Origin of the sequence: Micromonospora sp. NPDC047793 (assembly GCF_040642635.1) — a bacterium.
Lineage (GTDB): Bacteria > Actinomycetota > Actinomycetes > Mycobacteriales > Micromonosporaceae > Micromonospora.
In genome coordinates, this window is the sequence record NZ_JBEYSG010000002.1 from 303,308 (window position 1) to 326,424 (window position 23,117).

Genomic DNA, 23,117 nt, shown 5'->3' on the forward strand with positions numbered 1-23,117 from the left:
GGAGACCGAGGTGTCCCGATGAACACGGCGACGAAGGTGAGTGGCTTCGCGCTCGGCCTCGCGGCGGTGTTCGCCGCCGCGTACGGGGTCGGCCAGGTGACCGGGCCGCCGGCCCCGGTCACCGCGACCAGCCACGACGGCACGGCGGACCACGGCGACGACCCGGCCCGGAACGGCCACGACGGTGACGCCGGACACGACGCGGGCGCCGCCGGGCACCTGCCCGGCGGGCTGCTCGTCTCCGAACGCGGCTACACGCTGGTGCCGGTCGGCGCCCCGGCCGGAGAGTTCGCCTTCCGGATCACCGGCCCGGACAGCCGGCCGGTGACCGGGTACGACGTGGTGCACGACAAGCCGATGCATCTGATCGTCGCCCGGCGTGACCTCTCCGGCTTCCGCCACGTACACCCCGAGCTGACGCCCGACGGCACCTGGCGGGTCGCCACGCCGCTGACCGCGCCCGGGGTGTGGCGGGCGTTCGCCGACTTCACCCCGACCGGAGGCGAGCCGTTGACACTCGGTGTCGACGTGACGGTCCCCGGTGCCCTGACCGAGCGTCCGCTGCCCGCACCGGCCCGCACCGCCACGGTCGACGGCTACACGGTCACCCTGGACGGCACGCCACAACCGGGCCACCCGTCCACGCTGACGCTGACCGTCGCGCGCGACGGCGTACCCGTCACGGACCTGGAGCCGTACCTCGGGGCGTACGGGCACCTGGTCGCACTACGGCAGGGTGACCTGGCGTACCTGCACGTCCACCCGGAGGGAGTGCCGGGCGACGGGCGCACCGAGCCCGGACCACGGGTGAGCTTCGCCACCGAGTTCCCGTCCGCCGGTGCGTACCGGCTCTATCTCGACTTCCGCCACGGCGGGGTGGTGCGCACCGCCGAGTTCACCGTGCACGTCGGGGACCCGGTGCGCGTCGGGGACCCGGTCGGTCCGACCGCCGCACCGGACGACGGGCACGGTACGCCCGGACACGGGCACGACTGAGGGACCAACCATGACCACGAGTCGACCCCTGCCCACGGCAGCGAACCTGATCGAGTTGTCCATCGGCGGCATGACCTGCGCCTCCTGCGCCGCCCGCATCGAGAAGAAGCTGAACCGCCTGGACGGCGTGCAGGCCAGCGTCAACTACGCCACCGAGAAGGCCACCGTCACCTACGCCGACCCGGTCACCCCGCAGGAGCTGATCGCCACGGTCGAGAAGACCGGCTACACGGCGGCGGTGCCGCCGCCCCGGCAGGACACGCCGGAAGTCGTCGAGCCGGTGGACGAGCTGCGGGTGCTGCGTACCCGCCTCTGGGTGTCGGTGGTGCTCAGCGTGCCGGTGATCGCGCTGGCCATGGTGCCGGCCTGGCAGTTCACCTACTGGCAGTGGCTGTCGCTGACGCTGGCCGCCCCGGTGGTGGTCTACGGCGGACTGCCGTTCCACCGGGCCGCCCTGGTCAACCTGCGGCACGGCGCGGCGACCATGGACACCCTGGTCTCGGTCGGCACGCTCGCCGCCTTCGGCTGGTCGATCTGGGCGCTGTTCCTCGGCACCGCCGGCACGCCCGGCATGACCCATCCGTTCAGCTTCGCGATCAGCCGGACCGACGGCACCGGCCACATCTATCTGGAGGCGGCGGCCGGGGTCACCGCGTTCATCCTCGCCGGGCGGTACTTCGAGGCCCGCGCGAAGCGCACGGCAGGTACGGCCCTGCGAGCGCTGCTGGAGCTGGGTGCCAAGGACGTCGCCGTGCTGCGCGGCGGCGTGGAGACCCGGATCCCGGTCGACGAACTCGCCGTGGGGGACCGGTTCGTGGTGCGGCCGGGCGAGAAGATCGCCACCGACGGCACGGTGCACGAAGGTTCCTCGGCGGTCGACGCCAGCATGGTCACCGGCGAGTCGGTGCCGGTCGAGGTGGGCGTCGGCGACACCGTGGTCGGTGGCTGCGTCAACGCCGGTGGCCGGCTGGTGGTCACCGCCACCCGGGTCGGTGCCGACACCCAACTGGCCCAGATGGCCCGGCTGGTCGAGCAGGCGCAGACCGGCAAGGCCGCCGCGCAGCGGCTCGCCGACCGCATCTCGGGGATCTTCGTCCCGATCGTGATCGCCCTGGCCGTCGGCACGCTGGGTTGGTGGCTGGGCTCCGGTGCCGGGTCGACCGCCGCCTTCACCGCCGCCGTGGCGGTGCTGATCATCGCCTGCCCGTGCGCCCTCGGCCTGGCCACGCCGACCGCGCTGCTGGTCGGCACCGGGCGGGGCGCGCAGTTCGGCGTACTGATCAAGGGGCCGGAGGCGCTGGAGTCCACCCGACGGGTGGAGACCGTGGTGCTGGACAAGACCGGCACCGTCACCACCGGCCGGATGACGCTCCTCGACGTCCACGCGGGCGAGGGTGAGCAGCGGGCCGTGGTGCTGCGGCTGGCCGCCGCGCTGGAGTCCGGCTCCGAGCACCCGGTCGCCCGGGCGGTCGTGTCCGGCGCGGACGAACTGGGCGAACTGCCGCCGGTCACCGGGTTCGCCAACGTCGAGGGGCTGGGCGTGACCGGCACCGTGGACGACCGCGAGGTGCTGCTCGGCCGATCCCGGCTGCTGCGGGAGCGGGGACTGGACGTACCCGACGATCTGGTGCGGGCGGCGAACGGAGCGGAGGCGGCCGGACGTACCGCCGTGCTGGTCGGATGGGCCGGGCGGGCCCGGGGCATGCTCGCGGTGGCCGACCAGGTCAAGCCGACCAGCCGGGAAGCGGTCCGCCGGCTGCGCGCCCTCGGTCTGACCCCGGTGCTGCTCACCGGCGACAACACCACCGTCGCCCGCGCGGTCGCCGCCGAGGTCGGCATCGACGAGGTGATCGCCGAGGTGCTGCCGACCGAAAAGGTCGAGGTGGTCGCGGGGTTGCAGGCCGAGGGCCGGGCGGTGGCGATGGTCGGCGACGGGGTCAACGACGCCGCCGCGCTCGCCCAGGCCGACCTGGGGTTGGCCATGGGCACCGGCACGGACGTGGCGATCGAAGCCTCCGACCTGACCCTGGTCCGTGACGATCTGCTGGCCGCCGTGGACGCCATTCGGCTCGCCCGCAGCACCCTCGGCACGATCAAGGGGAACCTGTTCTGGGCGTTCGCCTACAACGTGGCGGCCCTGCCGCTGGCCGCCGCCGGGTTGCTCAATCCGATGATCGCCGGTGCGGCGATGGCCTTCTCCTCGGTCTTCGTGGTCGCCAACAGCCTCCGGCTGCGCCGCTTCCGACCGATTTCTTGGAAACAGGATGGTTCCGATGCGGTTCGGCTGGGTACCTGATTCGCGTAGCAAGAGCATGAGCCGATACCCCGGGAGGCTGACATGGGCTTCGATGACAAGTTGAACAACACCACCGAGAACACCACCGGCAAGGTGAAGGAAGGTGTCGGCCGGGCCACCGACAACGAGCAGTTGGAGGCCGAGGGTCGCGGCGACCAGGTGAAGGCCAACATCAAGCAGGCGGGCGAGAAGATCAAGGACGCCTTCCGGAGCTGACCGGATCGCACCTCCGACACCGCCGGGCCGCACTTCAGGCCCGGCGGTGTCGTGTGCGTCGATGATTTTTCGGAAGTCGTCGGGAACCAACCCGGGAGCCGGAGCGACCAATACGGCGATGACTGCCGTGACCGACGACATCAGCGGGTACGCGTTCGCCGCAGGGCGGGGCGACCAGGCTGCCGCCGCCGCATTCGTGCGCGCGACGCAGCACGACGTACGGCGGTTCCTGGCCCATCTGCCCGGCGTGCGGGACGTCGACGACCTGGTCCAGGAGACGTACCTGCGGGCCTGGCGCGCGTTGCCCTCGTTCGCCGGCCGCTCCAGCGCCCGGACCTGGCTGCTCTCCATCGCCCGACGGGTCGCCGTCGACCAGGTGCGGGCAGCCGTGTCCCGGCCCCGCACCGCCAACCTCGCCGACTGGCAGTCCGCCGCCGAGGCGACTCCGGCCGGCGTCGAGGCCGCCATGGACGAGCAGGTGGTGCTGCGCGGGCTGCTGGACGGGCTCGTGCACGAACGGCGGGAGGCGTTCGTCGCCACCCAACTGCTCGGGCTCTCCTATGCTGAGGCGGCCCAGGTGTGTGACGTACCGATCGGCACGATCCGGTCCCGGGTGGCCCGCGCCCGCGAGGACCTCGTCGCAGCTCTGGAGACGGCGACCCCGCGCCTCCGTCGGGGCCGGGACGGCACCGCCGGCTGACGCGGCGGTCGGCGCAGCTCTTGTTGGTGCTGCGTTGTCAGGCGGCGCCTGTCGCGGCCCGTGTGGGGGCTGCCTTGTCGGGCGGCGCGGCGCTTGTCGCGGCCCGTGTGGGGGCTGCGTTTTGAGGCGGCGCGGGTCGTCGCGGCTCTTGTGGGGGCTGTCTGCGGCGGTCGTCCCGGCCCCTGTGGGGACGCGTCGTCAGGCGGCGCGGCGGTCGTCGCGGCCGTGCCGGGCCTGGGCCGAGTGCGGCGGCAGCAGCCGCAGCGGAGCAGGCTCGTCGATCTCGTCGAGACGCAGCCGCCAGCGGGAGCGCTCGGGTCGTTGCCGGTCACTCGGGTCACCGGGGCGGCGCAGGCTGCGGGCCAGCAACACGGTGATCAGGTAGCCGACCACCAGGAACCCGTGGCTGACCAGCCGTTCCACGGCGACCTGCGAGGCGACCAGGTCGTTGACCGAGAGCAGGACCAGGGTGGCCACGAAGGCGCTGAGCATCGGCAGCAGCCCGGACGGGGCGGTCCGACGCAACGCGACGAAGAGGAAACCGGCGCCGACCGCCACGTTCCAGGCGGCGGACTCGTGCCACAGGTGTTGGCCGGTGGAGTGCACGTGCTCGGCCACCTCGGCCCGGCCGATCTGCGCCAGCCCGAGCACCAGTTGCACCGCGCCCAGCAGACCCAGCGACACCCGCAGCGCGGTGATCGTCCGGGCACGTCCGGCCAGCGACGTGAAAAGGTCGCCACGGGACGTGACGGCGGCGAGCCGGACGCGCCAACCCGGGCGCGGCGGCGGTGCGGCGGCGAGGATCGTCGCGGTCAGGTCCGGCAGCGCGGACACCACCTGGGTACGCGCCCGCCGGGTCACCGTCGCCGCCGTGTTCAACCACCGGCGGCAGCCGGCACACCTGCTCAGGTGCAGATCGACACCGCGCTGCTCATCTGTCGTCGCCTCGCCGTCCAACTGCGCCGAGAGAATCTCCCGCCACTGCTCACACCCCATGTATCCGTAGTCGCTCCCGGGCCCGGCATGGTTCCCGCCGAACCCGAAAGAGCCGAGGTCAGGACTCCGACACGCGGCGGGGGGTCAGGAGGCCGTCGGTTCCGGCGCGGCTCCGGTTCCGGTTCCGGCTCGCTTCCGGCTCCGGTTCCGGCTCGCTTCCGGCTTGGGTTTCGTTTCGGCTTTGGCGGTTAGGAAGGGTCCCCTGCTATGCACGAGGCGTTAGCAGGGGACCCTTCCTTGCACCGTGGTCGGGGTCAGGAGCCGCCCCGGGCGGCCCAGGCGTGCAGGGCGTCCCGGTCGCCGGCCTCGTCGAGGTTGATCGCCGCCTCGATCAGGGCCAGGTGCGTGAACGCCTGCGGATAGTTGCCCAGCGCGGTGCCGTCGGGGTCGAGTTGTTCGGCGTACAGACCGAGCGGGCCCGCGTAGCTGAGGAGCTGGTCGAACGCCTTGCGGGCCTCGTCCCGTCGACCGGCCAGCACCAGCGCCGAGACCAGCTCGAACGAGCAGAGCAGGAACGCGCCCTCCTCGCCGGGCAGCCCGTCGTCGGCCCGGTAGCGGCGCACCAGGGCGGGGCCGATCTCCAACTCCTGCCGGATCCGGTCGATGGTGGACTGCATCCGGGGATCGTCGCCGGGCAGGAAACCGACCAGCGGGATGCGCAGGAGGGAGGCGTCCAGCTCGGTGGAGCCGTACGCCATCACGAAGCTGCCGACCTCTGGGTCGTAGCCGCGTTCCAGCACCTCGGCGTGGACCGCGTCGCGAGCCGTACGCCAGTGTGCGACGTCCGCCGTCCGGTCGTCGAGCAGTTCGGCCAGCCGGATGCCCCGGTCCAGGCAGACCCAGGTCATCACCTTGGCGTTGACGTAGTGCTGGCGCGGTCCACGGATCTCCCAGATGCCGTGGTCCGGCTCGCTCCACCGGTCGGCCATCACCTCGACGTGCTTGCGGAGCAACTCCCACTGCTCCTGGGTCAGCTCGCCGGTCAGCTCGTGGTACACCAGCGCGGCATCCAGGATGTGCCCGTACGTGTCGAACTGCACCTGCTCGACGGCCTCGTTGCCGACCCGGACCGGCCGGGAGCCGGCGTACCCCTCCAGGTGTTCCAGCTCGCGTTCCTCGTCGATGTGGCCGTGGATGCCGATCAGCGGCGTGAGCAGGTCACCGGAGCAGACGGAGATCAGGAAGTGCAGGTAGCGTCGACCTTCCTCGGCGTGCCCGAGGCGGAACAACGCGAGCAGCAGCAGCGCCGAGTCCCGGTGCCAGGCGTACCGGTAGTCCCAGTTGCGGACCCCGCCGATGTGCTCGGGGAGGCTGGTGGTCGGCGCGGCGATCAACGCGCCGGTCTCGTCGAACGCGAGCCCGCGCAGCACCAGCGCGCTGTGCCGGACCTCGTCCGCGCCGAAGCCGGCGTAGTCGCTGCGGGTGGACCACTCCTGCCAGGTCCGGCAGGTACGCGCCAGCATCTCGTCGGCGTCGACGTCCCGGGTGGCGTCCTCGTCGTAGCCGACCAGCACGGCCGCCTCCTGGCCGGCGGAGAGTTCCGCTTCGATCCGCAGCACCCCGTCGGCGCTCTCGGCCGGCAGGTCGGTGTCGACCCAGAGCGGGGTGTCGGCGGCCCGCCAGCGTCCGTCGACCTGTTCCCACGTGGTGTCGCGGGCGCCGTGGTCGGGCCGGGGCCGGATCCGCACGTCCAGCCGGACCGTGCCCTCCTCCACCGTCACCCGGCGCACCAGCACCTTGTCCGCGCGTAGCGGCTGGGCGTCGTCGCCCGGCGCCACCGCGAGGAAGTCCTTGACGACCGCCACCCCGTCGGGCGTCGACCACCGGCTCTCCAGCACCAGCGTGTCGGGCAGATACCGCCGGGTCGGGGCGGCGCATCCGGCCACGGTGAGGTCGAGCGCGCCGCCGACCTCACGATCCAGCAGGCGGGCGAAGACGGCGTCACCGGCGAAGTGCGGCACGCAGAACCACTCGACCGCGCCGTCGGCGGCGACCAGCGCGGCGGTGTGGGTGTCGGAGAGAAAGGCGTACGAGTCGATCGGGGGATAGGTCATCGCAGCTCCGGTAGGACGTGGTTGCCGAATTGCTCGTTCGACACGGGTTTGGTTCATGAATACCCAGCTCGCGGCCGGGTAAGCGCCCCGCTCGCCACGGAGAAGAGGTCGTGATGCCCCAGCCGTTCGTGAACTGGTCCGGCAGCCTCTCCTTCACCCCCGGTGGCAACGCCGAGCCGGCCGACGAGGACGAGGTACGCGACCTGGTGTTGCGGGCCCGCGAGTCCGGCACCCACCTGAGGCCGGTCGGCTCGGGGCACTCGTCGAGTCCACTGGTCCGCACCAACGGGACGCTGGTCAGCCTGGACCGGCTCGCCGGGGTCGTCCACCAGGACGATGACCAGTTCACGGTCTGGGGCGGCACCCGGTTGAAGGCGCTCGGTGAGAGCCTCTACGACGCCGGTCTGGCGATGGAGAACCTCGGCGACGTCGACTACCAGTCGATCGCGGGCGCCACCGCCACCGGTACGCACGGCACCGGCGTCCGCTTCGGCAACCTCTCCACTCAGGTCACCGGGGTGCGGTTGGTGACCGGCACCGGCGAAACGCTGGACATCTCGCCGACCAGCAACGCCGAGCTGCTGCCCGCCGCGCGGCTGTCGCTCGGTGCCCTGGGCGTGGTCACCAAGATCACCATTCACGCGCAGCCCCGCTACGAACTGCGCCGACGGGCCTGGTGCGCGCCGGTCGACTGGACCCTGGACCACCTGGCCGAGTTGCAGCACACCAACCGCAACATGGACTTCTACTGGTACCCGCGCAGCGACCTGACCCAGATCCGCACCATGAACCGCGCCGACGACCTGCCGGAGGGGCAGATGTGGGTGGCCCGCCAGGCGCTGGAGTCGACCCCGTGGACCGAACCCCTCGAACTGGAGATCGGCCCGACCCACCGGACCATCCCACAGGACCGGGACCTGCGCTTCGAGGAGATCGAGTACATGCTGCCGGCCGAGGCGTTCACGTCCTGCTTCGCCGAGGTCCGCAAGCGGATCCTGAACCGGCACCGGCGCGTCGTGGGGTGGCGGGTGCTGGTGCGGACCATCGCCGCCGACGACATCTGGCTCAGCAACGCGTACGACCGCCCCACCACCACCATCGCCTGCCTGCAGAACACCTCGCTGCCGTACGAGGAGTACTTCCGCGACATGGAGGCGATCTTCCGGCAGTACGGTGGCCGACCGCACTGGGGCAAGAAGCACTGGCTGACCGCACGGGAACTGCGCCCCCTCTTCCCGCACTGGGACGACTTCCGGGAGGCACGGCGTCGACTCGACCCGGACGGGGTGTTCCTCACCCCCGACCTGGCCCGACTGCTTGAGGAGGCGTGATGGGGCAGCTCGGTGGACTCGTCTGGGTGGTGCCGGGCGGACACATCCCGCTCGACAGCAACGGACCCGAACCGGAGTTCACCAGCTTCGACAAGATCTGCGTCCTCAACACCACCGACGCCGACGCCCGGCTCACGCTCACCTTCTACTACGAGGACGCCGAGCCGGTCGGCCCGTACCGCTTCGTCGTCGGTGCCCGACGGATCCGGCACGTCCGCGTCAACGACCTGATCGATCCGGAGGCCGTCCGCCTGGACCGCCCGTACGGCTGCGTGGTGCACGCCTCGGAGCCGGTGGTGGTGCAGTTCCTGCGGCAGGACTCCCGTCTCCCGGGCACCGTCACGCTCACCGGCACCATGGCCCATCCGGCCGGGTAGGCCGGGATGTAAGGAAGGGACCCGTACTAACGCCTGGTGCGTAGCAGGGGTCCCCTGCTTACATCCGGGTAGGGTGCGGCCCGTGACCGTGCTGCGTTCCGTGCTGCTGTTCGTGCTCGCCGCCATCGCCGAGATCGGCGGGGCCTGGCTGGTGTGGCAGGGCTGGCGGGAGCATCGCGGACTGTGGTTCGTAGCCGCCGGGGTGCTCGCCCTCGGGGCGTACGGCTTCGTCGCCACCTTCCAGCCGGACCCGAACTTCGGGCGCATCCTGGCCGCCTACGGTGGCGTCTTCGTCGCCGGTTCGCTGGCGTGGGGCATGATCTTCGACGGGTTCCGGCCGGATCGGTGGGACGTCACCGGCGCGGCGATCTGCCTGCTCGGCGTGGCCGTGATCATGTACGCCCCGCGCGGCGCCTGACGAGTAGGAGACCTCGATGCGTCTGATCTTCGCCAGCCTGGCCTCGATCGGTCACGCCTACCCGATGATCCCGCTGGCCGTCGCCGCCCGCGAGGCCGGGCACGAGGTGCACTTCGCCGCCGGGGAGGCGGTGCACGCCCCGCTGGCCGCGAACGGACTACGACCGTTCCGTCCCGCCGACACGTTCTACGAGATGTACGCCGAAGACCTGGCACCGGAACTGGAGCGGTTGGCGCCGGATCTGGTGGTGCACGGCTGGGGCGTACCCGGGGCGGCCGTCGCCGCCGCGCGGGCCGGGGTTCCCGGGCTCTGGCACGGCTTCGGCCGGATGTTCCCGCCGCACATCGGCCTGGAGTCGCCGACCGCGATCGCCGACGCACCCGGGCGGCCGCACCTGGACATCTGCCCACCGTCGTTGCAGGACGCCACGTTCGCCGCGACGGCCGAGCGGATCGTCCTGCGGCCCGTCCCGTTCTCGGCACCGGGACCGACGCCGACCTGGGACGACGACAGGTCAGGGCCGCTGGTCTATCTGACCTTCGGGACCGCCTTCGGGACCGCTGACCTGGTGACGACCGCCGTCGCCGGGTTGGCTCGGCTGGGGGCCCGGGTGGTGGTGGCCGCCGGGCGGGTGCCGGTGGAGGAGATCGGCGTCGTACCGGCCGACGTGGTCGTGCGGGAGTGGGTGCCGCAGGCGGAGGTGCTGCCCCAGGCGGACCTGGTGGTGCACCACGGCGGCAGCGGCACCACGCTCGGTGCCCTCACCGCCGGTCTGCCGCAACTGATCCTCCCGCAGGGCGCCGACCAGTTCGCCAACGCCGACGCCGTGGTGGCCGCCGGTGCGGGGCTGCGGTTGCGGCCCGACGAGGTGTCCGCCGAGGCGGTCGCCGAGCAGGCCGCGCGCCTGCTGCCGCGCCGGTCGGCGCATCGTGAGGCCGCCGCCGCGCTGGCCCGGGAGATCGCCGCGATGCCGGGGCCGACCGAGGTGGCGCGGCGACTCCCTGAGTACGCCTGACCCGAGCGCGCGTCGGCGATCCGGCCGGACGGTGCCGCGTCGTCGACCCCGGCCGGAGGCCGCGCCGCCGACATCGCGGGTGGGTCGGCACGCCGACAGGGGCTGGACCGGCGACACCGTCGCAGTGACCATAGGTAGCGGTCCGAACGCCTTCAGCGACGAAGTCGGTGGTCCTCGTCCGGCGCGCGACGGGGCGCCGCGCCGTCACCGCCCCAGGAGGTACGCCCATGGCCGTCACCCCGACCCGACGTCGTGTCCGCCCTCCGCGCTCCACGCCGGTGCCCACCGAGTCGGTGCTGCCCGAGCTGCGGACGATGTGGTGGGAGACCGGGATGCGGGCCCGGACGGAGGCCGGCCTGTTCGCCGTCTTCGCCGAACTTCCCAAGCTGGTCTGGGCGGCGCTGCGGATCAGTTGGCGGGCGGACCGGCTGCGTACCTCGGTGGTGGCCGTGGCGACGGTCGGCGCGGGGGTGATGTCGGCGTTCGGGCTGCTGGCGACGCAGCGGGTGCTGGTGGAGCTGTTCGCCGGTGGGCCGACCGGGGACAAGGTGGTGGCGGCGCTGCCGGCGCTCGCGGTGCTGGCGGCGGCGACCGCAGCGCGGTCCGGCATGGCGATCGCCACCGGGTACGCGTTGAACGGGCTGACGCCCCGGGTGAGCCGGGAGGTGGAGCGGGGCCTGTTCGAGGTGACCACGGCGGTGCGGTTGGAGGCGTTCGACGCGGACGCGTTCGCCGACGACATGGAACGGGCGTCGAGGGGCACCGACTCGGCGGTCAGTCTGGTGCCGGCCTCGATGAACCTGCTCGCCGGGTTCGTCGGCGTGGTGGCGGTGGCCGTGGCCGTGGTGGTGGTCCACCCGTTGTTGCTGCTGGCGTTGCTGGTCGCGACGGTGCCGAACGCCTGGGCGTCGCTGCGCGCCGGACACCTGCACTACCGGACCTACATCGCCGGCTCGGTGCGGCGACGGCGGATGTGGTTGCTGCACCGGCTGATGGCCGAACGGGACTCGGCACCGGAGCTGCGCTCGTACGGGCTGCGCCGGTTCCTGCTCGACCAGCACGACCGGGTGATGGGGGTGGAGACCGACATCCAGCTCGCGTTGGCCCGCCGGGTCACCACGACCACCACGGTGGGGTCGCTCGTCGGCGGTGTCGCCACCGGTCTGGTCTACGTCCTGCTCGGCCTCTTGCTCATCGACGGGCAGATCCCGCTCGCCGCCGCGGCGACGTGTGTGATCGCGGTGCAGGCGGCGCAGCGTTCGCTCTCCGTGGTGACCTTCCAGATGGACCGGGTCTACACCGAGGGTCAGCACTTCCGCGACTACACCGGCTTCATGACGCGGGCCGCCGGGTACCTGCCGGAGGCGGTGGACGCCGTGCCGCCGGAGCGGTTGCGGGAGTTGACCGTCGACGGGGTGAGCCTGCGCTACCCGGAGCGGGACGACCTGGCCGTCGACGGGGTGACGCTGACCGTCCGGGCGGGGCAGACCGTGGCGTTCGTCGGGGAGAACGGTTCCGGCAAGAGCACTCTCGCCGCGTTGATCGCCTCCCTGCGTACCCCCACCGAGGGGACGATCCGGTGGAACGGGCGGGCGCTGACCGAGTGGGACCGGGACGGCCTGCGCGGTCGGATCGCCGTGGTCACGCAGGAGTACCACAAGTGGCCGTTCACCGCCGCCACGAACATCGCCATCGGCGACATCGAGGGCGAGGTCCGGCAGGACCGGATCGAGGCGGCGGCGGCCCGTGCGGTCGCCGACGAGATGATCCGCGAGTTGCCGTACGGGTACGAGACGCTGCTCGACCGGACCTTCGCCAACGGGCAGGACCTCTCCGGCGGTCAGTGGCAGCGGATCACCGCCGCCCGTGGTTTCCTGCGCGATGCGGAGTTGCTGGTGATGGACGAGCCCTCCTCGGCGCTCGACCCGAGAGCGGAGGACGCACTGTTCCAGGCGATCCGCGACCGGCAGGGGCGGGCGACCACGATCCTCATCACGCACCGGCTGGCCAACGTCCGGCACGCCGACCGGATCTTCGTGCTGCACCACGGTCGCCTGGTCGAGGCCGGCACCCACGACGAACTGATGGCCGCCGCCGGCCGTTACGCCGACCTGTTCACCCTTCAGGCGGCCGGGTACGGTCCGGTCGACCGGCTGCCGGGCCCGCGACCGCCGGCCACGTCGGCCCCGGGCAGCACCGAGTCCTGACCTTTCCGAATGTCTGGTTCAGCCATTTTCGCCCCTCTGTGAACGCGGAAGGGCGCAGGCTGCCGGTCATGGCCAGCGCCCGACCGTCGGTGTTGGTCACCCGGGCGGTCACCACCGGAAACCCGCCGGTGCCCGGCTCGGCTGCCGATCTAAGGACTAAAAACCCTAATGGGCTATAAGTCCGTTTGTCTGACGCGGCGTTTGTCGCCCACGGCGGTGGGAACGGGAAGCGGCACCGACAGTCAGGAGCGGGGCATGAGTCAACCGGTGCCGGGCGAGCCCGTCGGCGAACTGGAACTCGTCCACACCTTCACCGGGCCGATGCCGACCGGGGTGAGCGTCTCGCACACCGGCCGGATCTTCGTCACCTTCCCCCGTTGGGGCGACGAGGTCCCCGCCACGGTGGTCGAGCTGCGCGACGGTGCCGAGGTGCCGTACCCGGATCCGGAGTGGAACCAGCCGGGCGGCGACGACGACGTGGGGGCGTTCGTCTCGGTGCAGAGCATCGTGGTCGACCCGGCCGACCGGCTCTGGGTGCTCGACACCGGCAGCCCGATGTTCCAGCCCACCCGGCCCGGCGGCCCCAAACTCGTCCGCGTCGACCTGACCACCGACACCGTCGCCCAGGTGATCACTTTCCCGCCGGACGTGGCGCTGCCCACCACCTACCTCAACGACGTACGGTTCGACCTGCGGCGCGGGGCCGCCGGGATCGCGTACGTCACCGACTCGGCGGTCGCCGGGGCGAACGGGATCATCGTCGTGGACCTCGACACCGGCGCCTCGTGGCGGCGGCTGCACGAGCACCCGTCCACCAAACCGGAGCCGCTGTCCCGCTTCCGGCCGGTGGTGGAGGGCCGCCCGTTCCTGGAGCGGCCGGCGCAGGGGCCACCGAAACCGGTCACCGTCGGCTCGGACGGCATCGCCATCTCCGCCGACGGGACCCGACTCCACTTCTGCGCGCTCGCCTCACGCCAGTGGTACAGCGTGTCCACCGACGCCCTGGTGGACGTCTCGCTCGGCGAGGACGAGGTGGCCGCCACCGTCCGGCACGAGGGCGACAAGGGCACCGGGTCGGACGGCCTGGAGAGCGACGACGCCGGGCGGATCTACCTGACGTCGTACGAGCACAACGCGGTGCTCCGCCGCCGCAGGGACGGCGACTACGAGACGGTGGTGCACGATCCCCGCCTGCTCTGGCCGGACAGCATGTCGGTGGCCGTCGACGGGTATCTCTACGTGACCGCCAACCAACTCCACCGGCAGGCCGTGTACCACCGGGGCGAGGATCTGCGCCGCAAGCCGTACGCGTTGTTCCGGACCCGGATCGACGCCGGGCCGGTGCTGCTGCGCTAAGCCGGGCTCACTGCCCGGCGGGGCGGCGACGGCGCAGCAGGAACACCGCCGCTCCGACCGCCAGGATGACCAGCACCCCGGCGCCGACCAACAGCCCCACCGGGGTCGAGTCGTCGTCGGCGCCGCTCGCGGCGGGACTGGTGGAGACGGTCGGCTCGGCCGAGGGGGTGGTCTCGGTCGGCTCCGCGCTGGGCGTGGGGCTCGGGGTCGGGCTGGGGGTCGGCTCGGCGGTGGCGGTCGGGTCGGCCACGGTGAACGTGTACGACCCCTGCACCGGGTGCCCGTCGGCGGAGACGATCCGGTACGCCACCGTGTAGACGCCGTTGACCAGCGGCTCGTCGATGGTGACCGTGCCCTTGGTGCCGTCCACCTCCGGCTCGCCGGTGGCCACCTTCTCCTTGTCCGCGTCACTGAGCGTGATCGTGGTGTAGTCCGGGTTCAGCCGCTGGAGGAACTGCAGGGTGACCTTGGTCGGCGCCTTCTTGACCTCGGCGTCCTGCGCCGGGGTGGCCTTGGTCAGCACGTTGTGCGCATACGCGGGGGAGGCGGGCGTGGCCAGCAGCGCCGTGGCGGCCAGCAGCGAGGCGGCCAGCGCGGCGGTGACCCGGTGGCGGAGGCGGGTGGACATGCGGGTGATTCTCCTCGTCAGTCGAGCAGTTGCCGGCCGATCCAGCCGTCCTCCGGGCACCCCGGCGGGACGGCGAAGACGGCGGAACCGATCGGGGTGACCCACTCGTTGAGCAGGTCCCGCTCGGCGAGCCGCCGCTGGATGGGCAGGAACTGGCGGTCGATGTCGGCCTGGTAGGAGGCGAAGATCAGTCCGCTGTCGGCGGTGCCGTCGGCGGCCGGTGTTCCATCGTAGTTGTAGGGGCGGCGGAGGATCCGGAACCGGTCGTCGGTGACGTGTGCGCGGGTGACGTGGGAGAAGTCCGGCATCACGGTCAGCCCGTCCGGGCCGAGGGCGGCGAAGTCCGGCTCGTCGTGCTCGTCCGCGCCGGTCAGCGGGGCACCGTCGTTCAGTCGCCGGCCGACGGCCATTTCCCGGTCGACGCGGCCGAGCAGGTCCCAGGTCTCCAGGTCCATCCTGATGCGCCGCACCACGAGCGTGGTGCCGTGCCGCAGCCAGTCCGGGCCGTCCGGCACCCAGACCGCAGTCTCCACCGGCGCGCCCGGCTTCGGGTTGGCGGTGCCGTCGAGCTGACCGAACAGGTTGCGTTGGGTCCGGCCCGGCTCGGCACCGGCGGCCCGCCGGAAACCCTGCTGGACCCAGCGGACGGTGGCGAACGGGCGGCTGTCCTTGACCAGCACCCGCTGGGCGTGCGCGACGGTGATCGGGTCGTCGGCGCAGACCTGCACCAGCAGGTCCCCGCCGGACCAGCGCGGTTGCAGCCGGTCGATGCGGAACGCGGGCAGGTCGGCGACCGAGGGCGGGCGGCGGTCGTCGAGGCCGGCGGCGGTGAAGAGACCCGGGCCGAAGCCGAAGGTCACGGTGAGCCGGGCGGGAAGCATCCCGAGTTCGGGCTCGGTGTCGGCCAGCGCCGGGCGGCCCTGGGTGAGCCGGGCGGCGTCGTCGGAGAGCAGCCGTAGCATCCGGCCGAGGGCGGCCCGGTCGGTGCCGGGGCGCAGGGTGAAGGCGACGAACGCCGCGTGCGCCTGGGGCTCGGTGGTGATCCCGGACTGGTGTACGCCGTGGAACGGCTCGACCGCCGCGCCGACGGTGACCGCGACCGGCTCGGGGCGTACCGGTGGCGGGTCGTTGCGGCCGGCGGCGACCGCAGCGGCGCCGGCCAGCGTGCCCCCGGCGGCCAGGGCGCCGCCGGTGAGCAGGCCGCGTCGGCTCACCGGCCGACGGGTCGGGGTCACGACGCGGGGCTGGGGCTGGTGTGCGGCATCGGTTCGCCGTGGCCCGGGGCGTAGCTCTCCTGCGCGCCGGTGAACGGCTTGGCGACGGCGGTGAACGACTGGGTCCGGCCGTCGGCGAAGGTGAGCGTGATGGTCAGCTCGTCACCGGCCTTGACCGGCGTGGCGAGGTTCATCAGCATCAGGTGGTCGCCGCCGGGCTCCAGTTTGTGCTCGCCACCGGCCTTGATCACCACGCCGCCCTCCTTGGCCTGCATGACCATCTTGCCGTCCCGCATGGCCATCTCGTGCACCTCCATCGGGGAGACCTCGGTGCTGGCGCCGGTCAGGGTGACGTCGGTGGTGCCGTCGTTGACCAGTGTGGCGAACGCGGCGGTCATGCCGTCGTCGGCGGCCTTGACCCACGGGTCGCGTACGCCCAGCACGCCGGCGGCCTCGCTCGATGCGGCGGCGGCCGGGGTGGCCGACGGGCCGGGGGCGGCGGTGGAGGTGTCGTCGGACGAGCCGCAGCCCGCGACGGCGGCGGCCAGGACGACGCCGGTGAGCAGGAGTGCCGGGCGGACGAGCCGGCGGGAGGCGGTGCTGGACATGGGCTTCCCCTCGATGAGCGATCTCGTGAGTTTGGTCGGCCCCGACGGGTCGGAAGTTCCGGGCCGCCAGGTAACCCGGATCACGGTCGTTCCCCGGGCGCGGCAGGTTCGGCCGGTATCGGGCAAAGGTCATCGTGAATGCGACCGTGATCGGGCCTGTCGAGCCGCACCTGCGGCCGTTACGATCCGTCCGTGACGATGTTCCGGATGGGTGAGGCGGCCGAGTTGCTCGGGGTCAGCGTCGACACCATGCGTCGGTGGGTGGACGCCGGTCGGCTCACCGCCGACCGTGACGAGCACGGCCACCGGGTGATCGACGGCGTCGAGCTGGCCGCGTTCGTCCGAGCCCAGGCCGCCGAGCCCGGCGGGCGGACCGACGAGTCCTCGGCGCGGAACCGGCTGCGCGGCATCGTCACCGCTGTGGTCAAGGACGCGGTGATGGCCCAGGTCGACATCCAGGCCGGGCCGTTCCGGCTGGTCTCGCTGATGAGCCGGGAAGCGGTCGACCACCTCGGCCTGGAGGTCGGCTCGGTGGCGGAAGCAGTGATCAAGTCGACCACCGTCGTGGTGGAGAAGCCTGCCGTGACCGGCAGCAGAGGAAGGGCCCACGCGTGAGAGCAGTACGTCTGCTGGCCGCCGTCACCGCACTCGCACTGCTCGGCGGATGCGCCGAGGACCCCGCCGACCCGACGACCGACGGCACCGGGATCGGCGGTGAGCTGACCGTCTTCGCCGCCGCGTCACTGACCGAGTCGTTCACCCGGATCGGGCGGGACTTCGAAGCGGCCCACCAGGGCGTGAAGGTGACGTTCAGTTTCGCCGGCAGCTCCGCGCTGGCCACCCAGATCAACCAGGGCGCACCCGCCGACGTGTTCGCCTCCGCCGCCCCCGCCCCGATGGCCACCGTCACCGAGGCGGGCAACGGCGACGGCGAGCCGGTCACCTTCGTACGCAATCAGCTCGTCATCGCCGTACCCGAGGGCAACCCCGACCGGGTGACCGGGCTGAGTGACCTGACCAGGCCCGGCGCGAAGGTGGCCCTCTGCGCCGAGCAGGTGCCGTGCGGGGCGGCGGCACGGATGGTGCTGGACGCGGCCGGGGTGGCGCTCACCCCGGTCACCCTGGAGCAGGACGTGAAGGCCGCGCTCTCCAAGGTGCGCCTGGGCGAGGTGGACGCCGCGCTGGTCTATCGGACCGACGCGCGGGCCGCTGCCGCAGACGTGGACGGCGTGGAGTTCCCCGAGTCGGCGGAGGCGATCAACGGCTATCCGATCCTGGTGCTCAAGGAGGCGCGGAACACGACGACCGCGCGGGCCTTCGTGGAGTACGTCCGCTCCGACACCGGGCAGGCCGTGCTCACCGAGGCCGGATTCCAGGCGCCGTAGCCCGTGACCCGCGCCGTGCCCACCCGTACCCGCCGCACCGGGCGGATACCGATCGCCCTGCTGGTGCCCGCGACGCTCGGGATGGTCTTCCTGGTGCTGCCGTTGGTCGGGCTGCTGGTCCGGACACCGTGGAGCACGCTGCCGCAGCGGCTCACCGAACCGGGCGTGCTGACCGCGTTGCGGCTGTCGGTGCAGACCGCCTCGCTGGCCACCCTGCTCTGCCTGGTCCTCGGCATCCCGCTGGCCTGGTTGCTGGCCCGGGTGTCGTTCCCCGGCCGCCGGGTGGTGCGCGCCCTCATCACGGTGCCGCTGGTGCTGCCTCCGGTGGTCGGCGGCGTGGCGCTGCTGCTGGTGTTCGGCCGGCGCGGGCTGGTCGGTTCCTGGTTGGACAGCACGTTCGGCATCACGGTGCCGTTCACCACCACGGCGGTGGTGCTCGCCGAGGCGTTCGTGGCCATGCCCTTCCTGATCATCGCGGTGGAGGGGGCGTTGCGGGGCGCGGACACCCGGTACGAGGAGGCCGCCGCGACCCTCGGCGCGGGCCGGTGGACCACCTTCACCCACGTCACACTGCCGCTGGTGGCACCCGGTATCGCGGCGGGGGCGGTGCTCTGCTGGGCCCGCGCGCTCGGCGAGTTCGGGGCCACCATCACGTTCGCCGGCAACTATCCCGGCCGGACGCAGACCATGCCGTTGGCCGTCTATCTGGCGCTGGAGACCGACCTGGAGGCCGCGATCGTGCTCAGTCTCATCCTGCTCACCGTCTCCGTGGTGATCCTGGCCTGTCTCCGCGACCGGTGGATCAGCTCGCCATGACCGCCTCGCCGCTGCTCGACGCCCACCTGACGGTGGCGCGCGGCGACTTCCGGCTGGACCTGCCGCTGACCATCGGCCCCGGCGAGGTGGTCGCGCTGCTCGGGCCCAACGGGGCCGGCAAGACCACGGCCCTGCGTACGCTCGCCGGGCTGCTTCCGCTCTCGGCCGGGCATCTCACCCTGGACGGCCGCGACCTCGACCATCCCGAGCGGCGGATCTGGACCCCGCCCGAGCGCCGCTCCATCGGCGTGGTCTTCCAGGACTACCTGCTCTTTCCGCACCTCAGCGCCGTCGACAACGTCGCGTTCGGCCCGCGTCGGCAGGGCCTCAACCGTCGGGAGGCCCGCAGCCGGGCCGCCGACTGGCTGGCCCGGATGGGGTTGACCGCACACGCCGGGCACAAGCCCCGGCAGCTCTCCGGCGGGCAGGCCCAGCGGGTCGCCCTCGCCCGGGCGCTGGCGGTGGAACCGGCGCTGCTGCTGCTCGACGAGCCGCTGGCCGCGCTCGACGCCGGGACCCGGCTCGACACCCGGGCCCAGTTGCAGCGGCACCTCGCCGCGCACACCGGTGCCACCCTGCTGGTGACGCACGACCCGCTCGACGCGCTGGTGCTCGCCGACCGGCTGGTCATCGTCGAGCAGGGCGAGGTCGTACAGGAGGGCAGCGCGGCCACCATCACCGCGCGGCCGCGCACCGACTACGTGGCCCGCCTGGTCGGCCTCAACCTGTATCGGGGGCAGGCCAACGGGCATCAGGTCCGGCTCGCCGACGGGTTCCGGCTGACCGCCGGGGACCCGCAGGACGGCGACGTGTTCGTGGCGTTCCCGCCGTCCGCGGTGGCGCTGCACCCCCGGCAGCCCGACGGCAGCCCGCGCAACACCTGGCCGGCCACCATCACCGGCGTCCAGCGGCACGGCGACAACCTGCGTATCCAGCTCAGCGGCCCGATCGAGGTCGCGGCCGACGTCACGCCGGCCGCCGCCGCGCAACTCGCGCTCACCCCGGGCCAACCGGTCTGGGCTGCGGTCAAGGCCGCCGAGACCCGCGCCTACCCGGCCGGGCCGGTCTGATCCTGCGGCCGGAGCCGGACCCGGCGCAGCAGTTGGGCGTTGAGGGCGACCACGATGGTCGAGGCGGACATCAGCACCGCCGCGACCGCCGGGCTCAGCGCCACTCCGACCCCGGCCAGCACCCCGGCGGCCAGCGGCAGCGCGACCACGTTGTAACCGGCGGCCCAGACCAGGTTCTGGACCATCTTCCGGTACGCGGCGCGGGACAGCCGGATCACCCCGGTCACGCCGCGCGGGTCGGAGGAGGCGAGCACCACCCCGGCGGACTCGATCGCCACGTCGGTACCCGCGCCGATCGCGATGCCCACGGTGGCGCGGGCCAGCGCCGGAGCGTCGTTCACCCCGTCACCGACCATCGCCACCCGCAGCCCGCGCCGGTGCAGGTCCGCCACCGTGTCGTCCTTCTCCGCCGGCAGCACCTCGGCGAAGACCTCGTCCTCTCCGGGGCGGAACCCGAGATCGGCAGCGACCGCCTCGGCCACCGGACGGGCATCACCGGTGATCATCACGATCTTGCGGATGCCCTCAGCGCGCAGGTCGGCGACAGCCTGCCGAGCCTCCGGGCGTACCTCGTCCTCCAGGGCGAGCGCACCCACCACCCGTTCCCCGTCGTCCTGCACCCGCAGGAGGTGCAGCACCGCCGCGCCGCGCTCGGACCACTCCCGCTGCCGTCGGGCGAGGTTCTCGGGCACGCTCACGCCGAACTCCCGCAGCAGCGCCGGTCCGCCGACCGCGTAGGCGACGCCGTCCACCTCGGCGCGGACGCCCCGGCCGGGCAGCGACCGGAATCCGGTCGCCGTCCGCCGGTCCGCCTGCCGGTCGGCGGCGGCCACGATGGCCCGGGCCAGGGGATGCTCACTGTCCGCCTCCACCGCCGCCGCGATGGCGAGTACGTCCCGCGCGCCGTCACCGGCCCCGTCCGCTGCGGGGTACCCGCTCGTGACGGCGACGTCGGTGACCACGTGTTCGCCCCGGGTCAGCGTGCCGGTCTTGTCGAACAGCACGGTGTCCACCGTGCGCATCCGCTCCAGCGCCAACCGGTCCTTGACCAGGATGCCACCCTTCGCGGCGACCGCCGTGGAGAGGGCGACCACCAGCGGGATGGCCAGGCCGAGCGCGTGCGGGCAGGCGATGACCAGCACCGTCACCGTACGCACGACCGCCTGGTCCAGGTTGCCGAGCACCGTCCACACCAGCAGGGTGACCAGGGCGGTGGCGGTGGCGACGAAGAACAGCCAGGCGGCGAAGCGGTCCGCCAGCACCTGCGCCCGTCCGCCGGACTGCTGGGCCTGCGCCACCAGTCGTTGGATGCCGGCCAGTGCGGTGTCGTCGCCGACCGCGTCGACCCGTACCCGCAGGGCCGCGTCGGTGGCAACCGTGCCCGCCACCACCCGGTCGCCGGACGAGCGGGACACCGGCCGGGACTCCCCGGTGATCATGGACTCGTCCATCTCGGCCGCGCCGTCGACGACCTGCCCGTCCGCCGGCACCCGACCGCCCGGCCGGACCAGGACCAGATCACCGACGCGCAGGTCGGCCACGGAGACCGCCTGCGGTCGGCCGTGCGGGTCGAGGCGTTCCGCGTCGTCGGGCAGCAACGCGGCAAGCGCCGACAGGGCGCCACGGGCCTGGCCGATCGCCTTCATCTCCTGCCAGTGCCCGAGCAGCATGATGGTGACCAGCGCGGCCAGTTCCCACCAGAAGTCCAGGTCGAACGCGCCGAACGCGGTGGCCAGCGACGCCACGTACGCGACCGTGATCGCCATGGCGATCAGCAGCATCATTCCGGGGGCGCGGTCACGGACCTCGCGGACCGCGCCCTGGAGGAAGGGCCAGCCGCCGTAGCCGAAGACCACCGTGCCGAGGACCGGTCCCACCAGGTCGACGCCGGGGAAGTCCAGCCGGTAGCCGAACCAGTCCATCACCATGGGGCTGGTGAACACGACGGGCACGGTCAGGGCCAGGCTCAGCCAGAACTTCCGGCGGAACGCCTCCGGATCGTGCCCGGCGTGCGGATCGTGCCCGGCGTGTTTGTCGTGCCCGCCGTCGTGGTGACGGCCGTGCTGAGGCATCCGACGGCTCGCGTCAGCGGGAGGCGTCGGGGTGCCCCGGCATGCTGGAACCGCCGCCACTGCTGCCCGAGGAACCGCCCGTCATCCCCGACCCGTTGTCTTCGGTGACCAGGTCCGGCCGTACGTCGGTGTCGGCCGGCGCGGGCACCTCGGTATCCGCTTCGACCTGGACCAGTGGCACCTGACCGGCTTCGTCCTCGGCGTGGTCCGGATCGACCGGCTGCTCGCCGTCCCGCGCTCTGAAGCTCACGGTCGCCTCCTGTCGTGCGGTGTCTGCACCGCGACGTCGCTTTTCCGGTGGCGGGGAATGTCAGCCCTGTCGGGCCTTCTGGCGCGGGTCCTTCTTGTTGACCACGACGACCTTGCCCCGACGGCGGACCACGATCGAGTTCATCTTCCGCGTCAACGACCGCAACGAACTCCTGACCTTCATCGCCCCTCCCGTCCCCAGCGGGTGACCGCACGCGGTGCCGCGTGCCGTGCGACCCGTCTACCCGTACCTGCGGACACCACACGCGGTATGCGGGCCCGGCGGGGCCGCGACCGGCCGCAGGATTCGATGCGGCCGGGGTCCGTCTCGCGGCGGCCCTGGCCGCTTTCGGCGCGGGCCGCGCGATCGTCGGCCAGGGTGATCGGGTCACAGACCTTCTTTGCCGGTCGCCCAGTACGGCTTCGTGACGATGGCCCTCCGCGTCAGTACCTGGCGCCGAAGCAGGTGTGTGCGGTGCCGTTGCAGGGACTGCGCATGGCCGAGCAGCAGGGCGCCGTCGATGCCGTCGAGAGTGCCGGCGTCGATCGCCCTCTCCAGCCAGTGCTCCATCGCGTCGCCCGGCAGCGGGCCGGCGGGGACGAAGTGGTGGTGGGGCCATCGCTGTGCGAGTGCCGCGACGGCGGCCGGCGGGACCTCGACGGCCACGAGGTGGCCGGTGCGGTCGTGGGTGTGGGCGTCGATCGTGCCGAGGGCGGAGCTGTCACCGAGGTGGAGCCGCCGGGTGCCGGGCAGCCGCAAGGGTATGTGCCGGCCCGCCAGGATCGTGGTCTCGGCGCCTGCGCGGAGATTCTTCGCCCAGGTGGTGCCCGGTCCGTTGGCGCGGGTGGCGACGAGGAGACCGATGCGGTCGGCATGGTCCGGGTCGACGGTGCGGATGTTGTACCGGCGGCTGCGCGTGGGGGTGACGCGGAACTGGAGTTCCTGGGTGGGGTGCCAGCCACCAGGTGGTGGGTCGGCACGCAGGCGCACGTCGAGAAAGCCGGGAAAGGGCTCGGTGACGCCTTCGACGCGGCCGGTACGCCCGAGCAGCGCTTCGGCGATGGCTCCCAGGACGGCTGGTGCTGTGGGCATGGCTCTCTCGTGCTCTCTGT

At 72.6% G+C, this 23,117-nt stretch carries 23 protein-coding genes; 14 read left to right on the forward strand and 9 right to left on the reverse strand.

The window, feature by feature from the left end; all coding sequences use genetic code 11:
• Window positions 1–18 precede the first annotated feature (18 nt).
• The 4 genes from ABZ738_RS06165 (at window position 19) to ABZ738_RS06180 (ending at window position 4,208) form a co-directional block, all read left to right on the forward strand.
• On the forward strand, window positions 19–996 hold the full coding sequence (locus tag ABZ738_RS06165; RefSeq protein ID WP_131055036.1) for a hypothetical protein: 978 nt from the start codon (window positions 19–21) through the stop codon (window positions 994–996).
• 10 nt (window positions 997–1,006) lie between these two features.
• The gene (locus tag ABZ738_RS06170; RefSeq protein ID WP_131055034.1) at window positions 1,007–3,292 is read left to right on the forward strand and encodes a heavy metal translocating P-type ATPase; all 2,286 of its coding nucleotides are present in this window, start codon (window positions 1,007–1,009) and stop codon (window positions 3,290–3,292) included.
• A 42-nt stretch (window positions 3,293–3,334) separates the two neighbouring features.
• Complete coding sequence (locus tag ABZ738_RS06175) at window positions 3,335–3,508, forward strand: CsbD family protein (protein WP_131055032.1); 174 nt, start codon at window positions 3,335–3,337, stop codon at window positions 3,506–3,508.
• 118 nt (window positions 3,509–3,626) lie between these two features.
• Window positions 3,627–4,208, forward strand: a complete 582-nt coding sequence (locus ABZ738_RS06180) for a sigma-70 family RNA polymerase sigma factor (RefSeq protein ID WP_131055030.1) — start codon at window positions 3,627–3,629, stop codon at window positions 4,206–4,208.
• Window positions 4,209–4,406: 198 nt separating this feature from the next.
• Here the strand turns inward: ABZ738_RS06180 and ABZ738_RS06185 are convergent, their stop codons facing one another.
• A complete protein-coding gene (locus ABZ738_RS06185; RefSeq protein WP_357211462.1) occupies window positions 4,407–5,204 on the reverse strand; it encodes a zf-HC2 domain-containing protein in 798 nt (265 codons plus the stop codon).
• A gap of 254 nt (window positions 5,205–5,458) precedes the next feature.
• Complete coding sequence (locus ABZ738_RS06190) at window positions 5,459–7,258, reverse strand: glycoside hydrolase family 15 protein (protein WP_131056146.1); 1,800 nt, start codon at window positions 7,256–7,258, stop codon at window positions 5,459–5,461.
• Window positions 7,259–7,371: 113 nt separating this feature from the next.
• On the opposite strand from ABZ738_RS06190, the gene ABZ738_RS06195 reads away from it, so the two are divergent.
• From ABZ738_RS06195 to ABZ738_RS06220, 6 genes are all read left to right on the forward strand, one after another.
• Window positions 7,372–8,589, forward strand: coding sequence for a D-arabinono-1,4-lactone oxidase (locus ABZ738_RS06195; protein WP_357211466.1), 1,218 nt, complete (start codon window positions 7,372–7,374; stop codon window positions 8,587–8,589).
• Entirely contained in the window at window positions 8,589–8,966 is a 378-nt protein-coding gene (locus ABZ738_RS06200; RefSeq protein WP_176092433.1) for a sensory rhodopsin transducer, read from the forward strand. Before ABZ738_RS06195 ends, ABZ738_RS06200 begins: the two co-directional genes overlap by 1 nt.
• Before the next feature lie 82 nt (window positions 8,967–9,048).
• Complete coding sequence (locus tag ABZ738_RS06205; RefSeq protein ID WP_131056141.1) at window positions 9,049–9,384, forward strand: YnfA family protein; 336 nt, start codon at window positions 9,049–9,051, stop codon at window positions 9,382–9,384.
• Between the two features lie 16 nt (window positions 9,385–9,400).
• Window positions 9,401–10,399 (forward strand): glycosyltransferase, encoded by a 999-nt coding sequence (locus tag ABZ738_RS06210; RefSeq protein ID WP_357211469.1) that lies wholly within the window; start codon window positions 9,401–9,403, stop codon window positions 10,397–10,399.
• Between the two features lie 227 nt (window positions 10,400–10,626).
• Window positions 10,627–12,606: an ATP-binding cassette domain-containing protein gene (locus tag ABZ738_RS06215; RefSeq protein WP_357211471.1), complete on the forward strand. Its 1,980-nt coding sequence runs from the start codon at window positions 10,627–10,629 to the stop codon at window positions 12,604–12,606.
• Window positions 12,607–12,861: 255 nt separating this feature from the next.
• On the forward strand, window positions 12,862–13,962 hold the full coding sequence (locus ABZ738_RS06220) for an L-dopachrome tautomerase-related protein (protein ID WP_131055990.1): 1,101 nt from the start codon (window positions 12,862–12,864) through the stop codon (window positions 13,960–13,962).
• 7 nt (window positions 13,963–13,969) lie between these two features.
• Here ABZ738_RS06220 and ABZ738_RS06225 read toward each other — a convergent pair whose 3' ends face one another.
• From ABZ738_RS06225 to ABZ738_RS06235, 3 genes are read right to left on the reverse strand one after another with little or no spacing between them, the layout of a single operon-like run.
• Window positions 13,970–14,590 (reverse strand): copper resistance CopC family protein, encoded by a 621-nt coding sequence (locus ABZ738_RS06225; protein ID WP_357211475.1) that lies wholly within the window; start codon window positions 14,588–14,590, stop codon window positions 13,970–13,972.
• A gap of 17 nt (window positions 14,591–14,607) precedes the next feature.
• Window positions 14,608–15,825, reverse strand: coding sequence for a Dyp-type peroxidase (locus ABZ738_RS06230; RefSeq protein WP_176092437.1), 1,218 nt, complete (start codon window positions 15,823–15,825; stop codon window positions 14,608–14,610).
• Window positions 15,822–16,412 (reverse strand): copper chaperone PCu(A)C, encoded by a 591-nt coding sequence (locus ABZ738_RS06235; protein ID WP_357211478.1) that lies wholly within the window; start codon window positions 16,410–16,412, stop codon window positions 15,822–15,824. Before ABZ738_RS06235 ends, ABZ738_RS06230 begins: the two co-directional genes overlap by 4 nt.
• Window positions 16,413–16,604: 192 nt before the next feature.
• Here ABZ738_RS06235 and ABZ738_RS06240 point away from each other — a divergent pair, with 192 nt between their 5' ends.
• The 4 genes from ABZ738_RS06240 to ABZ738_RS06255 are packed head-to-tail and all read left to right on the forward strand — an operon-like array spanning window position 16,605 to window position 19,683.
• Entirely contained in the window at window positions 16,605–17,027 is a 423-nt protein-coding gene (locus ABZ738_RS06240) for a TOBE domain-containing protein (RefSeq protein WP_131056780.1), read from the forward strand.
• A gap of 38 nt (window positions 17,028–17,065) precedes the next feature.
• Window positions 17,066–17,797: a molybdate ABC transporter substrate-binding protein gene (modA, locus tag ABZ738_RS06245; protein ID WP_357211782.1), complete on the forward strand. Its 732-nt coding sequence runs from the start codon at window positions 17,066–17,068 to the stop codon at window positions 17,795–17,797.
• A gap of 3 nt (window positions 17,798–17,800) precedes the next feature.
• Entirely contained in the window at window positions 17,801–18,613 is an 813-nt protein-coding gene (locus ABZ738_RS06250; protein WP_236145992.1) for an ABC transporter permease, read from the forward strand.
• Window positions 18,610–19,683, forward strand: a complete 1,074-nt coding sequence (locus ABZ738_RS06255) for an ABC transporter ATP-binding protein (RefSeq protein ID WP_131056789.1) — start codon at window positions 18,610–18,612, stop codon at window positions 19,681–19,683. The genes ABZ738_RS06250 and ABZ738_RS06255 overlap by 4 nt, the downstream gene beginning before the upstream one ends.
• Here the strand turns inward: ABZ738_RS06255 and ABZ738_RS06260 are convergent.
• From ABZ738_RS06260 to ABZ738_RS06275, 4 genes are all read right to left on the reverse strand, one after another.
• Entirely contained in the window at window positions 19,662–21,755 is a 2,094-nt protein-coding gene (locus tag ABZ738_RS06260; RefSeq protein ID WP_357211483.1) for a heavy metal translocating P-type ATPase, read from the reverse strand. The genes ABZ738_RS06255 and ABZ738_RS06260 overlap by 22 nt on opposite strands.
• 13 nt (window positions 21,756–21,768) lie before the next feature.
• Window positions 21,769–22,005 carry a preprotein translocase YidC gene (locus ABZ738_RS06265; protein WP_131051345.1) on the reverse strand — a complete coding sequence of 79 codons (237 nt, stop codon included), beginning with the start codon at window positions 22,003–22,005 and terminating at the stop codon, window positions 21,769–21,771.
• A gap of 60 nt (window positions 22,006–22,065) precedes the next feature.
• Entirely contained in the window at window positions 22,066–22,188 is a 123-nt protein-coding gene (locus tag ABZ738_RS06270; RefSeq protein WP_131051346.1) for a 50S ribosomal protein L36, read from the reverse strand.
• Window positions 22,189–22,392: 204 nt separating this feature from the next.
• Window positions 22,393–23,097 (reverse strand): hypothetical protein, encoded by a 705-nt coding sequence (locus ABZ738_RS06275; protein ID WP_131051347.1) that lies wholly within the window; start codon window positions 23,095–23,097, stop codon window positions 22,393–22,395.
• Window positions 23,098–23,117: the final 20 nt, after the last annotated feature.

Excerpts from the sequence above, each read along its gene's own strand:
- ABZ738_RS06165 (WP_131055036.1), top strand. The coding sequence starts at position 19 with ATGAACACGGCGACGAAGGTGAGTGGCTTCGCGCTCGGCCTCGCGGCG.
- ABZ738_RS06170 (WP_131055034.1), top strand. The coding sequence starts at position 1,007 with ATGACCACGAGTCGACCCCTGCCCACGGCAGCGAACCTGATCGAGTTG.
- ABZ738_RS06175 (WP_131055032.1), top strand. The coding sequence starts at position 3,335 with ATGGGCTTCGATGACAAGTTGAACAACACCACCGAGAACACCACCGGC.
- ABZ738_RS06180 (WP_131055030.1), top strand. The coding sequence starts at position 3,627 with ATGACTGCCGTGACCGACGACATCAGCGGGTACGCGTTCGCCGCAGGG.
- ABZ738_RS06185 (WP_357211462.1), bottom strand. The coding sequence starts at position 5,204 with ATGGGGTGTGAGCAGTGGCGGGAGATTCTCTCGGCGCAGTTGGACGGC.
- ABZ738_RS06190 (WP_131056146.1), bottom strand. The coding sequence starts at position 7,258 with ATGACCTATCCCCCGATCGACTCGTACGCCTTTCTCTCCGACACCCAC.
- ABZ738_RS06195 (WP_357211466.1), top strand. The coding sequence starts at position 7,372 with ATGCCCCAGCCGTTCGTGAACTGGTCCGGCAGCCTCTCCTTCACCCCC.
- ABZ738_RS06200 (WP_176092433.1), top strand. The coding sequence starts at position 8,589 with ATGGGGCAGCTCGGTGGACTCGTCTGGGTGGTGCCGGGCGGACACATC.
- ABZ738_RS06210 (WP_357211469.1), top strand. The coding sequence starts at position 9,401 with ATGCGTCTGATCTTCGCCAGCCTGGCCTCGATCGGTCACGCCTACCCG.
- ABZ738_RS06215 (WP_357211471.1), top strand. The coding sequence starts at position 10,627 with ATGGCCGTCACCCCGACCCGACGTCGTGTCCGCCCTCCGCGCTCCACG.
- ABZ738_RS06220 (WP_131055990.1), top strand. The coding sequence starts at position 12,862 with ATGAGTCAACCGGTGCCGGGCGAGCCCGTCGGCGAACTGGAACTCGTC.
- ABZ738_RS06225 (WP_357211475.1), bottom strand. The coding sequence starts at position 14,590 with ATGTCCACCCGCCTCCGCCACCGGGTCACCGCCGCGCTGGCCGCCTCG.
- ABZ738_RS06235 (WP_357211478.1), bottom strand. The coding sequence starts at position 16,412 with ATGTCCAGCACCGCCTCCCGCCGGCTCGTCCGCCCGGCACTCCTGCTC.
- ABZ738_RS06255 (WP_131056789.1), top strand. The coding sequence starts at position 18,610 with ATGACCGCCTCGCCGCTGCTCGACGCCCACCTGACGGTGGCGCGCGGC.
- ABZ738_RS06260 (WP_357211483.1), bottom strand. The coding sequence starts at position 21,755 with ATGCCTCAGCACGGCCGTCACCACGACGGCGGGCACGACAAACACGCC.
- ABZ738_RS06270 (WP_131051346.1), bottom strand. The coding sequence starts at position 22,188 with ATGAAGGTCAGGAGTTCGTTGCGGTCGTTGACGCGGAAGATGAACTCG.
- ABZ738_RS06275 (WP_131051347.1), bottom strand. The coding sequence starts at position 23,097 with ATGCCCACAGCACCAGCCGTCCTGGGAGCCATCGCCGAAGCGCTGCTC.